We start from the raw sequence: 14,571 nt of genomic DNA on the forward strand, positions 1-14,571 counted from the left end.
TTTTATTTCTTTTTAGCAGTCGTTTTTTTAGCAGGTGTCTTCTTTGCGGGTGTTTTCTTTTCAATCAGTTCTTGAACTTCTTTCAATGTCAATTTACTCGCATCAACATCTTTATTCAATTCAATTTTGATTTTACCTTTAATAATTACGGAGCGCCCCCAGCGTGCTTTTTCTACAACTATTCCTTCTTCAGGCCAGTTATGTACTACCTTATCAATATTTTTTTGCAATTTATCTTCAATCAATTCTTCAATATCAGTTTGAGATAAGTTATCAAAATCGTATTTTTTACTCACATTGATAAAAAGACCATCCCATTTTATAAAAGCACCAAAACGCCCCACGCCTTTTTGCACACCTAACCCTTTGTAAACGGCAATTGGCGCATCGGCTTGTGCTTTTTGATCAATTAATTCTTGAGCTCTATCCATGGTTACATCCAAAGGATCCTCTCCTTTTGGTAATGAGATAAACAAAGAACCATGTCTTACATAAGGTCCATATCGTCCATTACTTACTTCTACTTCCTCTCCTTTATATAGACCTAAATTTTTAGGTAAAAGAAACAATCCCAAAACCTCATCCAAAGTAACATTACTAATATTTTGGTCAGGTCTTAGACTTGCAAATTTCTTATCTTCATCTTCAGCTTCTCCAATTTGAGCCATAGGGCCAAATTTCCCTAAACGAACTAAAACCGGTTTACCAGTAGCTGGATCAATTCCTAAAATTCGTTCTCCACTCTCTCTATCTGCATTGGCTTCTACATCTTTCACATTCGGATGGAACTTATCGTAAAATTCCTGCATCATGGTAGCCCATTCAATATTTCCTTCAGCAATTTCATCAAAATCTTGTTCTACTTTTGCTGTGAAATTATACTCTAAAATAGCTCCGAAGTTTTTCACCAAGAAATCAGTAACAATTGTTCCAATATCTGTTGGTACTAATTTACCTTTATCAGAACCCGTATTTTCTTTTAATACTTTCTCATTGATTTTACCAGACTGTAAACTAAGTTGATGGTATTTTCTTTCCTGCCCTTCAAGATTCCCTTTTTCAACATAGTTTCTGTTGATAATAGTAGAAATTGTTGGTGCATACGTTGAAGGACGACCTATACCTAATTCTTCTAATTTTTTCACTAAAGAAGCTTCCGTATATCGTGCTGGAGGTCTTGAATATCTTTCTGTTGCAGTAATATAATTATTCTCTAATCGTTCGTTAACTTTTAATGCTGGCAACATTCCTTCTTGTTCTTCTTCATCCTCATCATTACCTTCCAAATACACTTTCAAGAAACCTTCAAATAGTAATACTTCTCCCGAAGCCGTAAACACTTCACTATGGTTATTGGCTTCGATTTTCACATTGGTACGTTCTAACTCGGCATCACTCATTTGCGAAGCCAACGTTCTTTTCCAAATCAAATCATACAAACGTGCTTGATCTCTATCAATATTTACTGTGTGACGCGACATGTCTGTAGGACGTATTGCCTCGTGAGCTTCTTGAGCGCCTTTGCTTTTATTAGCAAACGTACGTGGTTTAGAAAATTCTTTCCCATAGGATTTGATAATCTCAGCTTGTGCAGCATCCATCGCTTCCTTAGACAAGTTGACACTATCCGTTCTCATATAAGTAATTAATCCTGCCTCATACAAACGTTGTGCTAACTGCATGGTAATTCCAACCGGCAAATACAATTTACGAGCTGCTTCTTGTTGCAAAGTAGAGGTGGTAAATGGTGCTGTGGGCGATTTTTTAGTAGGTTTTGTTTCTAACTCTCCTACTTTATAAGTGGTCCCTATATTTTGATTTAAAAAATCTTCTGCTTCTTTTTTAGTAACAAAATTTTTAGCCAATTTAGCTTTAACAACCTTACCCGATTCATTCACAAACTCTGCTGTAACAGAATAACTAGCAACTGGTTGAAAACTCTGTATTTCACGTTCCCGCTCTACAATTAATCGAACAGATACTGATTGCACACGACCTGCCGAAAGCCCTCCTTTCACTTTTCTCCATAATACAGGTGACAACTCATATCCTACTAAACGATCTAATACACGACGGGCTTGTTGTGCATTTACCAAGTTATAATCAATTTCGCGGGGATTTTCTATAGCTTTAAGAATTGCTGATTTGGTGATTTCATGAAAAACGATACGTTTCGTTTTCTGTTTATCAAGTTTTAATTCTTCAGACAAATGCCAAGATATCGCTTCTCCTTCACGGTCTTCATCGGAAGCCAACCATACCGTTTCAGCTTGCTTTGATAGGGATTTAAGTTTAGTTACTAATGCTTTTTTATCAGCAGAAACTTCGTATTTGGGTTTGAAACCATTTTCAACATCTACACCAATTTCTTTAGAAGGTAAATCTGCTATATGTCCATAACTGGACTCCACTTGAAAATCACTTCCTAAAAATTTTTCGATTGTTTTAGCCTTTGCAGGTGATTCTACTATAACTAAATTCTTTGCCATATCCCGTTTGTTTGTGTTGGCAAAAGTATATGATTTTTTTAAATTTTATGTTTTTAAAATTTCAAAAATAATTTTTATCGACGAAAAACGATTTCTATCGATATCCTACAATACCTAATATTATATAAAAAAACAACATCTTTAAAATTAATTTAGTAGGAAATAACACCTACCAATAAAAACCATTTTTTTAGACTCAACCGAACTTAAAATACTGTTAAAAGTTTAACTGCCATCTTGTCATATATATCTAATTTGACGTATCTTTGCACTTTGAAAAAATGCAATGGAAAAGATCATAGAAGAAAGCAAGCAAGGTGAAACCCTTGTTCTAGAAAACAAAAAAGAAAACACAAAAAAACTCTTTATAGAGAGTTATGGTTGCGCCATGAATTTTTCAGATAGTGAAATTGTTGCATCCATATTATCTGAAAATGGCTTTAACACTACTCAAACTCTTGAAGAAGCCGATTTAGTCTTGGTAAATACTTGTTCCATTCGAGACAAAGCGGAACAAACCATACGAAAACGTTTGGAAAAATACAATGCTGTAAAACGGACTAACCCTAAAATGAAAGTAGGTGTTTTAGGCTGTATGGCTGAACGTTTAAAAAGCCAATTCTTAGAAGAAGAAAAAATAGTAGATCTAGTAGTAGGCCCAGACGCTTACAAAGATTTACCCAATTTACTAGCCGAAGTTGAAGAAGGTAGAGACGCCATTAATGTTATCCTATCAAAAGAAGAAACCTATGGAGATATTGCTCCTGTTCGGTTGAATTCAAATGGTGTCTCTGCGTTTGTATCTATAACTCGAGGTTGCGACAATATGTGTACCTTTTGCGTGGTTCCCTTTACGCGTGGCCGAGAACGCAGCCGAGAACCACAAAGTATTCTAAAAGAAATTCAAGATTTGTGGAACAATGGTTTTAAAGAAATAACATTATTAGGACAAAATGTAGACAGTTACTTGTGGTATGGTGGAGGACTAAAAAAAGACTTTGAAAACGCTAGCGAAATACAAAAAGCAACGGCGGTTAGCTTTGATCAACTTTTAGAAACTGTAGCTAATACTTTCCCTAAAATGAGAATTCGCTTCTCTACGTCTAATCCACAAGATATGCATGAAGAAGTATTGCATGTTATTGCAAAATACCCTAATATTTGCAAACATATCCACCTACCTGTTCAATCAGGAAGCAATCGAATTTTAACTAAAATGAACCGTTTGCACACCCGAGAAGAATACATGAGATTGATTGACAAAATTAATACGATTATTCCTGGATGCGCAATTACCCAAGATCTCATTGCGGGATTCCCGACTGAGACTGAACAAGATCATCAAGATACTTTATCACTAATGGAATATGTAAAATATGATTTTGGATACATGTATGCGTACTCGGAACGACCTGGAACACTAGCTGGTCGTAAAATGGAAGATGATGTTCCTGAGGCAACAAAATTAAGACGTCTTCAAGAAATAGTTGATTTACAACGCGTTCATAGTGGAATTCGAACAGAAGCATTTTTAGGAAAAACGGTTGAAGTATTAATAGAAAAATCATCTAAAAAATCCCCTAACGATTGGGCTGGTAGAAACTCGCAAAATATTATGGTAGTTTTTCCTAAAGAAAATTATGCAGTTGGAGAATTTGTTAATGTTACAATTACTAATTGCACCAGCGGAACTTTAATAGGAAAAGCGGTGGGATATTCTGAAATGAATTAAAATGAGAATTAAAAATTCACAATCAAGGTAGTATGGAAACAGTGCAATCAATAAAGCAACGATTTGAAATTATAGGAAATGACTCAAAACTAAATCGCGCTATTGAAAAAGCAATTCAAGTAGCTCCAACTGATATTTCAGTATTAGTAGTGGGTGAAAGTGGTGTCGGAAAAGAAAGTATTCCAAAAATAATCCATTCCCTTTCTCACAGAAAACACGGTAAATACATTGCTGTAAACTGTGGAGCCATACCTGAAGGAACTATTGATAGTGAGCTTTTCGGTCACGAAAAAGGAGCTTTTACAGGTGCCACAAATACACGTGAAGGCTATTTTGAAGTAGCCAATGGCGGAACCATATTTTTAGATGAAGTAGGCGAATTACCATTAACCACTCAAGTTCGTTTGTTGCGCGTTTTAGAAAATGGTGAGTTTATAAAAGTAGGTTCCTCACAAGTGCAAAAAACCAACGTTAGAATTGTTGCCGCGACTAATGTCAATTTATTTAATGCCATCGAAAAAGGAAAATTCAGAGAAGACTTGTACTATCGTTTGAGTACAGTAGACATTAGTTTACCTCCACTTCGTGAACGCAAAGAGGATATTCATTTATTATTCAGAAAATTTGCAGCTGATTTTGCTCACAAATACAAAATGCCTCCTTTAAAATTAGACGAACATGCAATACAATTATTGCAGAAATTTCGTTGGAGCGGTAATATAAGACAACTGCGTAATGTTGCCGAGCAACTTTCTGTTCTTGAAACCAACCGTGATATCAATGCAGTAACACTACAATCCTACCTACCTGCAGAAGGGAATAACTTACCATCTATAATAAACGACAAAAAAAGTGAAAGTGATTTCAATACCGAAAGAGAAATTTTATACAAAGTTCTTTTCGATATGAAAAGTGATTTACACGACCTTAAAAAATTAACTTTAGAATTGATGAAAAATGGAAGCTCTAAAGTTCAAGAAACCAATCAAGGTCTAATCAAAAAAATATACGGTTCTCAGGAAGACGACACCGCAATTGATTTTGAAGAAACTCCGCGAACTGCAATCATCACAACTCCTGCCAATAAAACAATTTATCAAGAGCCAGAAGACAATTATCTTTTTGCAGAAACCATTGAAGCCGAAGAAGAAATTCTAAAATTAGAGCAAAAAGAAATCGAAATGATTAAACGTTCGTTAGAAAAAAACAAAGGCAAACGCAAAGCCGCTGCAGACGAATTAGGCATCTCTGAACGAACATTATATCGAAAAATAAAACAATTTAATCTTTAAAACTGTATATCGATTTTAGCTACCTTTGAATAATCTATTAAAGAATGAAAAAAACATACTACATATATATAATAATAGTACTTGTATTACTTAGTTCAAGTTGTTCGATTTATAATTTTACGGGTACAGGAAAAATTGATGCCAAAACATTTCAGGTTAATTTTTTTCAAAATAATGCTGAATTAATTGAACCTGGTATAGACCGTACCTTCACATTAGCACTACAAGATTTAATTCAAAATCAAACTAATTTGAACTTAGTTAAAAATGGAGCCGATTTAACTTATGAAGGAGAAATTATTGGGTACAGAATTAGCCCTATGACTGCAACTGCTGATCAACAAGCGTCTCAAAACCGTTTAACAATAAGGGTTAATGTACGATTCACTAATAGAAAAACTGAAAAAGATAATTTTGAAAAAACATTTGAATTTTATCATGACTATCCTGCCACATCACAACTTAACGGCAGTACATTGAATAAAGCGATAAGCGAAATATTTGAAAGGATTACTCAAGATATTTTTAATGCATCTTTAGCCAAATGGTAGTCTAAAATAAAGATTTGTTTATTTGTAAATTCGTAGATTTAAATTTACCATAAACAAATAACCAAATCCCCCAAATAAACTAATAACCTTTATGAACGTAACTGATTATACATTTTTAATTAACAAACCTGATGCTATCAACGAAAAGCAAACAGAATCTTTAGGTCATATTTTAGATGAGTTTCCGTATTTTCAAAGCGCAAGAGCCTTACGTTTAAAAGGTTTGTACAATCAAAATAGTTTCAAATACAATTATGCTTTAAAAGTTACCGCTGCTCACACAACAGATCGAACGGTTCTTTTTGACTTTATCACTTCGGATACTTTTACGGCAATCCAAAAAGGCTATTACGACAAAAAAATTGCAGAACTCCTTGATATTAATGTAATCGATAGCGAGACTATTACTCCTGAACCAATCGAAAAACAAATTGATTCGATCGAATCATCAATACATTTTGCTACTGAGCATGCAGAAATAAATTCTAAATCAGTATCCGACAAACTCGAATTAGGAAAACCTCTAGATTTTTCTGCAAATGAAAGGCATTCATTTCAAGAATGGTTGCAACTTTCAAGAATTCAACCTATAGTAAGAGAAAAAATAGGCACAGAATCTTCGGCTCCATTGAACGAAGCACAAAAGAAAAAATTAGAATTAATAGATAAATTTATAGAAACTAATCCTAAGATACCAGCTATCAAAACAGCAACCGCCTCTAACATAAATTTTGACTTAAACAAAGAGGATCATTCTATGTTAATGACAGAAACATTAGCCAAAGTTTACTTGGAACAAAAAAAATATCAAAAGGCAATTCAAGCTTATGAAATATTAATTTTGAAATATCCAGAAAAAATTACTTTCTTTGCAGACCGTATTTCGGATATTAAGATTTTACAACAAAATAACAATAATCAATAATGAGTACATTTTCAATTTTCTTAGTTTTAATTACAATAGTTTGCTTTCTATTGGTAGTAGTAATTATGGTTCAAAATCCAAAAGGCGGAGGTTTGTCTTCTTCTATTGGGGGAACTCAAATGTTAGGTGGGGTTCAAAAAACTACAGACTTTTTAGACAAGAGCACATGGACATTAGGAACCATTTTGATTGTACTTATTTTGCTTTCAAGCTTGAGCTTTACAGGTTCATTAAGTGATACTGATTCTAAGATTATTGAAAAATCAGAAGTCCCTGCAGCAGCGACTCCAACTACTCCTACTACTCCAGCGAATAAATAATCCAAATAACAATACAAAAATGCCAGCTTTGACAAGCTGGCATTTTTTTTAGGAAAAAATGTCAGTTAAAATGAGATGGCACAATTTCTGAAATCATAGCAACATTAATTTAAAATAACTTTAAAACATACAATCATGGGATTAAACATTAAACCACTATCCGACCGAGTTCTTATTGAACCAGTCGCAGCAGAAACAAAAACTGCTTCAGGAATTTTTATTCCAGATACTGCTAAAGAAAAACCTCAAAAAGGAACCGTTGTTGCTGTAGGTAATGGAACAAAAGACCACACAATGACTGTGAAAATTGGAGACACTGTCTTGTACGGAAAGTATGCTGGTACCGAATTAAAATTAGAAGGTAAAGATTATTTAATTATGCGCGAAGATGATATTTTAGCAATTATCTAAATCAAATAAACGAATAAACTAATCAACAAATAAACATTAATATGGCAAAAGATATAAAATTTGATATTGAAGCACGTGACGGATTAAAACGTGGAGTAGATGCATTAGCTAATGCAGTAAAAGTAACTTTAGGACCTAAAGGACGTAATGTTATTATTGGAAAAGCTTTTGGCGGACCTAACGTAACTAAAGATGGAGTTACTGTAGCTAAAGAAATCGAATTACAAGATCCATTAGAAAATATGGGAGCGCAAATGGTGAAAGAAGTAGCTTCTAAAACTAATGATTTAGCTGGAGACGGAACTACAACTGCGACTGTTTTAGCACAAGCCATCGTAAAAGAAGGTTTGAAAAACGTAGCGGCTGGAGCCAATCCAATGGATTTAAAAAGAGGTATCGACAAAGCGGTTGATGCTATTGTTGAAGACTTATCTAAACAAGCTAAAGTAGTTGGAAATAATTCTGAAAAAATCAAACAAATTGCCTCTATCTCTGCTAACAATGATGAAGTAATTGGTGAATTAATCGCTAGTGCTTTCGGAAAAGTAGGTAAAGAAGGTGTAATTACTGTGGAGGAAGCTAAAGGAACGGATACATTTGTTGACGTTGTTGAAGGTATGCAATTTGACAGAGGGTATCTTTCTCCTTATTTTGTAACCAATCCAGAAAAAATGGAAGCTGAATTAGACAGTCCTTACATTTTATTATACGATAAAAAAGTATCTTCATTAAAAGAATTATTACCAGTATTAGAGCCAGTTGCACAATCAGGGAAACCATTATTGATTATTGCTGAAGATGTAGATGGTGAAGCTTTATCTACTTTAGTAGTAAACAAACTGCGTGGAGCTTTGAAAATTGCAGCTGTTAAAGCACCTGGTTTTGGAGACAGAAGAAAAGCCATGTTAGAGGATATTGCCATCTTGACTGGTGGAACAGTAATCTCTGAAGAAAGAGGATACACTTTGGAGAACACAACAATCGATATGTTGGGTACTGCAAAAAGAGTAACTATTGACAAAGACAACACTACCATTGTTAGTGGTGCTGGTGATGCGGATACAATCAAAAACCGTGTCAACCAAATCAAAGGTCAAATGGAAACTACTACTTCTGACTATGATAAAGAAAAACTACAAGAGCGTTTAGCTAAATTAGCTGGAGGTGTAGCCGTATTATATGTTGGCGCTGCTTCTGAAGTTGAAATGAAAGAGAAAAAAGACCGTGTAGATGATGCCCTTCACGCTACTCGTGCTGCTGTTGAAGAAGGAATTGTAGCAGGAGGTGGTGTTGCATTATTAAGAGCAAAAACAGTTTTAAGCAAAATTAAAGCGGATAATGCTGACGAAGCAACTGGAATCCAAATCGTATCTCGTGCTGTAGAAGCTCCTTTGAGAACTATTGTTGAAAATGCTGGTTTAGAAGGTTCTGTAGTAGTTGCAAAGGTGGCTGAAGGAAAAGGTGATTTTGGTTACAATGCAAAAACGGATGCTTATGTAGACATGTTAAAAGCAGGAATCATTGACCCTAAAAAAGTAACTCGTGTGGCCTTAGAAAACGCTGCTTCAGTTTCTGGAATGATCTTGACAACAGAATGTGCTTTAATTGACATTAAAGAAGAATCTGCCCCAAGTCCAATGGGTGGAGGTATGCCAGGAATGATGTAATTCAATTTACGAAGTACGATATACGAAGTACGAAGTAAATATTTAATAAAAAATCCGAAGTTTTCACTTCGGATTTTTTTTTGTCTTGTATTACTTATCTTGAGGTCGTTTCTTCAATAATTTCAAAAAAACAGGAAAGGTGGAAATCAAAATTATTCCGATAACAATCATTTCTATATGTTCTTTCAAATCAATTCCGAATCCTAAAAACACTCCGTAAAGATAATGACCTGAAAAAACCAAAACGAAAGACCATAAAAACGAACTTAATGTATTAAAAAACATAAACTTCTTTTTGTCCATAGAAACAATTCCAGCTACAATTGGTGCAAAAGTTCTGAATATAGGTAAAAAGCGGGCATAAATTATTGCTTTTCCTCCATATTTTTCAAAGAAATCTTTTGACTGTAATAAGTACTTTTTCTTGAACCAAAAGGTATCTTCCTTTTTAAATAAATAATAGCCACTTTTGGCTCCAAACCAATACCCAACTGTATTTCCTAAAATTCCTGAAAAAGCAATCAATAAGGCCAATAAGGTTACATTGATGAAATCACTTTCAATTACTAGTATGTTGCCTATTAAATCGCCACTATAGATTCCTGATAAAAAAAGTAAGCTATCTCCTGGAAGAAAAAATCCTGCAAAAAGTCCTGTTTCGGCAAAAATGATAAATAAAACAATGTACAACCCAACTTGAAACCCACCAATAGATAAGGTAATATAAAACTCTGGGTTCAGTAATTGAGTCCAATCAAAATGGTTCATACAATTGTGTTTAATTAGTATCTTGGGTGTGAAAGTAAGAATAATTTAGCGCAACCACAATTTATACCTTGCTTTTACAATTTTATTAACGCTTTTAGGCCTCTACAAAATCATTTTCTTTCGTACAAACAACAATGGTGTAAACTTTCGTAATCTTCGTCCTTGGCCCTCACCTCATCGGTGTCATGTCCTACTTTAGCAATCGCTTTTTTCACATCCAAAAGCGAACATTTTTCTTCATTCAAAATTACGCTCAATTGATGCGTTTGGATATTCCAAACTGCTGATTTTACACCTTCAACTGAAAAAGCGGCTTTCTGAATTCGTTTCTGACATTGTTCACAATTCCCATTTACTTCTGTAACGTATTTGGCATTTCTATTTTTTTTCACTTGTGCTTGAACTGAAAGTCCAACAAATACTAAAAGTACTATTGCAATTATTTTTTTCATGATTTCTATATTTTAATTAGTGTTGTTATTTTATTTATTGTTATTGATCTTGATTTTTGACATTGTCATTTATTTTATCTTAAATCGCAACCCTGCATAATACATCTGCCCAAAAACGGGCGCATACACAATGGAAGAATCAAAAGTTGCTCCAAAAGGATTTTCTGTACCTAAAACAGCTTTGGACTGCGTATAATTCCCGATGTTTTCTCCACCAACATACATTTCAAATACGGGAGAAAACACACGGGTAATTTGGGTATTCATTAACGAATAAGCAGGAGAAAAATCAGGTAGTCGACTACTAATTGGATTCGATTGCGTATTAGGCAATTGTTGTTCGCCAATCCAATTGTAGGTAAAATCGAATCTCCAGTGTTGTGAATTATTTCTCGTTGCAGTTTCGTATTCTAGATTTCCAAAGAATCGGTTTTTAGCTTGTAACAGTTTTTGAAAAGTGCCCGAAAGATAATTCGTTTGCACATCATACATTTTGTAAGCCGAACGCAATCGAAGATTTTTCACCATCTCATAATTGAATTCGATTTGAAAACTATTGGCAAATGATTTCCCTCTTAAATTATAAAACAAAGCTTGTTGTGGACTTTGCATTACATCCACCACTACTTGATTCTGAAAATCAGTACGGTACCAATCGAAAGTCACATCGGCACTTTTGCCAAAAAACAAAAAAGACTGAGTAAAACTCGTACCATAATTCCAAGCAATTTCGGGATTCAATCCGTAAATTTTGCCATTGGTATCCAAAATTGAGAAAGCTCTCGAACTAGCAAAAAGCGATTGATTTTCTGCAAAAATATTCGCACTTCGCTTTCCTCTTCCTGCTGAAAATCGAACAACGGCTTTCGCCCAAGGATTGTATCTCAAATGCAAACGGGGAGTTACAAAAGTCCCCAAACGGTTATGATTATCAATTCTTCCTCCAAGAATTAAACTAAAATTATCGCTATTATCATAGGTGTATTCGAAAAAAGCACCAATAGAATTATCCGTTCTACTCCAATTTTGGGCAGTAACCAATTCCTGATAATTATCTAACGTAAAATTCAAACCAGTGGCAAACTTATTCATAGTGTTATTGATAATCGAATTAAAAATTAAGTTCGAATAATAACTATTTTGCTTGATATTGTATTGGCTCAAGCCAAAATACGATTGCTGGTTATGAGTCGTAAAAGCATGCTGAAAACCGATACTTTGATACGGTAAGTCTTTGAATACATAACCCAATTTGGTAGTAATATCCAAACGTTCTGTATTAATTTCTGAACCCCAAAAATGAGTTGTCCCTCTATCGGTATCTGGATTGAATTTAATTTGTCCCGTTTGTTTTTTATCATTCATATACCTGAAATTGATAAAACTCACCCAGCCTTTTTCAGCATCATAATACTGATACCTGTTCAAGATATTGATTTGTTTTGCCAATGGATTATCTAAAAATCCATCCTCATTTTTATCCATTTTGGACGTACGGGTGTTGCCATGTAAGAACAAACTACTGCTCCATTTATCTGAAAGATGCGTATTAAAATGCGTATTCAATTCAAACCTTGAGTCGGTTGAACCATAAGCGTTCAGAAAAAATGGAATATCATTAATCGGTTTTATGAATTCGGTATTAATTTGCCCCGAAATACTTTCATAGCCATTGACCACACTCCCCGCTCCTTTTGTAATTTGGATACTTTCTACCCAAGTACCTGGGGTAAAAGACAAACCATAGGCTTGCGAAGCGCCTCGAACAGACGGAATATTTTCTTCAGCAATTAATAAATAAGGACTGGTCAAACCTAACATTTTGATTTGTTTTGTTCCAGTTAACGCATCTGAAAAATTCACATCGATAGACGGATTAGTCTCAAAGCTTTCTGCCAAATTACAACAGGCGGCTTTGAGTAATTCCTTACTCGTTACCAAGGTGGTGTTACCGGTAACTGTAAACGACTTTTGAAGTCCTTTACGCTTTGTGACCACTTTTACTTCTTCCAATTTTTGTTGTGCAAAAACAGGAATTACAAGTAAAAAAAGCACAAAAAACAAGATTGATTTTTGCATATAAAAAGATTTTAATGTTTGTAATAAGCAATGTCAAGTCATAAAAAAACTCAACTTATAAAACATTAAAAATCAGGCGTAGAAAATATAACGATGATACAACTTAAATAGCGGAGGCGCATTGGCATCACAATAATAGGTTGCAATGGGTTTATTTATAAAAGCAGCTTGTAAAGTAGCTATTTCTACTTTATTTTCGGGAACTAGATAAGCAACATACGATTCAAAAGAAAACGCTTTTAAGGTTGCATTATCCGATTTTTTTTGAAAATGAACTGTTTTATTTTTACAACAAGAGTCTTTTGCGACTGCTTTTTTAGCACAACACCCTTTTTCAGAATCGGTTGAATTTACCAAAGTTTGAATAGATACAGATGCTATTTTATCTCCGCAATAATGCATAGTGAAAGCCAAACCAACATTGGAAAACAATATTAGCAACGCTAAAAATAACCCGATGTATTTTTTACAATTCATACTGCAAATTTACATAATATTCCATCCCTTAAATTTAAAATCCTGTTAAAGTTCAAATTCTTGCCCCATCATAGCAACGGAACAATCGTAGCAGTATTTTTCTTGAATCTTGATACGAAGTTCATCGGCAGGTTCATTTTCTCCGTGAACGATGAATATTTTTTTAGGTTTCACCTCCAAATCCGAAAGCCAATGCAACAAATCATTTTGATCTCCATGAGCTGACAAGCCTTTAATTTCGAGAATATTCGCTAAAACGGGATGGTATTTTCCATGTATTTTAATTTCCTTAGCCCCTTCCAATAATTTTCTACCACGTGTCCCTTCAGCTTGATAGCCTACAATAATAATTGTGGTCTCTGACAACCCAATATAATGCTCTAAATAACTCAACACACGTCCACCTGTTACCATTCCGCTAGCCGCAATAACCACTTTAGGTTGTTGATCATAAATAACCGATAGGCTTTCTTGGTAATCGGAAACTAAAAGAAACATTTTATTCATTCCTTCCAATGCTTCTATCGAAAGTTTATGCCATTTTTTATTATTCGAAAAGATATCTAACGCATTAATTCCCATTGGTGTATCTATAATATACGGGATATTTGGAATTCGACCTTCTTCTTTCAATTGCCAAAGCAAGTACATCAAGGTTTGCGCTCTTTCAACTGCAAAACTTGGAATAATTAAAGTCCCTCCTCTATCAACCGCATTGTTTACATAGGCTTCCAATTCAAATTTAGCATCTGAGGTAGGATGAATTCGATTCCCATACGTACTTTCTAGAAAAACATAATCTGCTTGTTTGGGTTTGGTAGGTGGAAACATCAAAATATCATTATCGCGCCCAATATCTCCCGAAAACACCAAAATTTGATTTTCAATGTGCAAAGCGATACTACAAGCCCCCAAAATATGACCCGCATTGCTAAAAACGGCATTAATCTCAGCATCCAAAGGAATTGATTCTTCAATCGCAGCAATTCTGAAAAGAGGAAAAACAGCTTTGGCTTGATCCACCGTATATAATGGTTCGGCTACTTCGTGTTTAGAGAATTTCTTTTCATTGGCTAAGCGTGCTTCCTCTTCTTGAATTTTAGCCGAATCCAACAAAATTAATTTGGTAATCTCTTTAGTAGGACCACTACAATAAATTTTACCTTCAAATCCTTCGGCAACTAATCGAGGTAGCCAGCCACAATGATCTAAATGTCCGTGAGTCAATAGCACATAATCAATACTCGAAGGCAGAATAGGCAAGGGTTCCCAATTCAGTTCTCGCAACGCTTTAATCCCTTGAAATAAACCACAGTCTACTAAAATTCGGACTCCATTACTTTCTATCAATGTTTTTGAACCCGTAACAGTTCCTGCTCCTCCTATAAATCGTATTTTCATCTTTATA

At 34.5% G+C, this 14,571-nt stretch carries 13 protein-coding genes; 7 read left to right on the top strand and 6 right to left on the bottom strand.

Features of this window, described 5'->3' with window-relative positions; all coding sequences use genetic code 11:
- Positions 1 to 2: 2 nt before the first annotated feature.
- The gene (topA, locus tag MG292_RS00695; RefSeq protein ID WP_264532508.1) at positions 3 to 2,489 is read right to left on the bottom strand and encodes a type I DNA topoisomerase; all 2,487 of its coding nucleotides are present in this window, start codon (positions 2,487 to 2,489) and stop codon (positions 3 to 5) included.
- 286 nt (positions 2,490 to 2,775) lie between these two features.
- On the opposite strand from topA, the gene miaB reads away from it, so the two are divergent.
- The 7 genes from miaB (at position 2,776) to groL (ending at position 9,387) form a co-directional block, all read left to right on the top strand.
- Positions 2,776 to 4,221 (top strand): tRNA (N6-isopentenyl adenosine(37)-C2)-methylthiotransferase MiaB, encoded by a 1,446-nt coding sequence (gene miaB / locus MG292_RS00700; protein WP_264532507.1) that lies wholly within the window; start codon positions 2,776 to 2,778, stop codon positions 4,219 to 4,221.
- A gap of 32 nt (positions 4,222 to 4,253) precedes the next feature.
- On the top strand, positions 4,254 to 5,513 hold the full coding sequence (locus MG292_RS00705; RefSeq protein ID WP_264532506.1) for a sigma-54 interaction domain-containing protein: 1,260 nt from the start codon (positions 4,254 to 4,256) through the stop codon (positions 5,511 to 5,513).
- A gap of 44 nt (positions 5,514 to 5,557) precedes the next feature.
- Positions 5,558 to 6,064 (top strand): LptE family protein, encoded by a 507-nt coding sequence (locus MG292_RS00710; RefSeq protein ID WP_264532505.1) that lies wholly within the window; start codon positions 5,558 to 5,560, stop codon positions 6,062 to 6,064.
- 91 nt (positions 6,065 to 6,155) lie between these two features.
- A complete protein-coding gene (locus MG292_RS00715) occupies positions 6,156 to 6,989 on the top strand; it encodes a tetratricopeptide repeat protein (RefSeq protein WP_264532504.1) in 834 nt (277 codons plus the stop codon).
- Positions 6,989 to 7,309, top strand: a complete 321-nt coding sequence (gene secG / locus MG292_RS00720) for a preprotein translocase subunit SecG (RefSeq protein WP_264532503.1) — start codon at positions 6,989 to 6,991, stop codon at positions 7,307 to 7,309. The genes MG292_RS00715 and secG overlap by 1 nt, the downstream gene beginning before the upstream one ends.
- A 135-nt stretch (positions 7,310 to 7,444) precedes the next feature.
- Positions 7,445 to 7,720, top strand: a complete 276-nt coding sequence (locus MG292_RS00725; RefSeq protein WP_229317362.1) for a co-chaperone GroES — start codon at positions 7,445 to 7,447, stop codon at positions 7,718 to 7,720.
- A 41-nt stretch (positions 7,721 to 7,761) separates the two neighbouring features.
- Positions 7,762 to 9,387 carry a chaperonin GroEL gene (groL, locus tag MG292_RS00730; RefSeq protein ID WP_264532502.1) on the top strand — a complete coding sequence of 542 codons (1,626 nt, stop codon included), beginning with the start codon at positions 7,762 to 7,764 and terminating at the stop codon, positions 9,385 to 9,387.
- A gap of 90 nt (positions 9,388 to 9,477) precedes the next feature.
- Here groL and MG292_RS00735 read toward each other — a convergent pair whose 3' ends face one another.
- From MG292_RS00735 to MG292_RS00755, 5 genes are all read right to left on the bottom strand, one after another.
- On the bottom strand, positions 9,478 to 10,155 hold the full coding sequence (locus tag MG292_RS00735; protein ID WP_264532501.1) for a DedA family protein: 678 nt from the start codon (positions 10,153 to 10,155) through the stop codon (positions 9,478 to 9,480).
- Positions 10,156 to 10,265: 110 nt separating this feature from the next.
- On the bottom strand, positions 10,266 to 10,607 hold the full coding sequence (locus MG292_RS00740; RefSeq protein WP_264532500.1) for a heavy-metal-associated domain-containing protein: 342 nt from the start codon (positions 10,605 to 10,607) through the stop codon (positions 10,266 to 10,268).
- 69 nt (positions 10,608 to 10,676) lie between these two features.
- On the bottom strand, positions 10,677 to 12,686 hold the full coding sequence (locus MG292_RS00745) for a TonB-dependent receptor plug domain-containing protein (protein WP_264532499.1): 2,010 nt from the start codon (positions 12,684 to 12,686) through the stop codon (positions 10,677 to 10,679).
- 72 nt (positions 12,687 to 12,758) lie between these two features.
- Positions 12,759 to 13,163, bottom strand: coding sequence for an HYC_CC_PP family protein (locus MG292_RS00750; protein ID WP_264532498.1), 405 nt, complete (start codon positions 13,161 to 13,163; stop codon positions 12,759 to 12,761).
- Positions 13,164 to 13,208: 45 nt separating this feature from the next.
- Positions 13,209 to 14,564: an MBL fold metallo-hydrolase gene (locus MG292_RS00755; protein ID WP_264532497.1), complete on the bottom strand. Its 1,356-nt coding sequence runs from the start codon at positions 14,562 to 14,564 to the stop codon at positions 13,209 to 13,211.
- Positions 14,565 to 14,571: the final 7 nt, after the last annotated feature.

The organism is Flavobacterium keumense, assembly GCF_029866485.1.
Taxonomy (GTDB): domain Bacteria; phylum Bacteroidota; class Bacteroidia; order Flavobacteriales; family Flavobacteriaceae; genus Flavobacterium; species Flavobacterium keumense.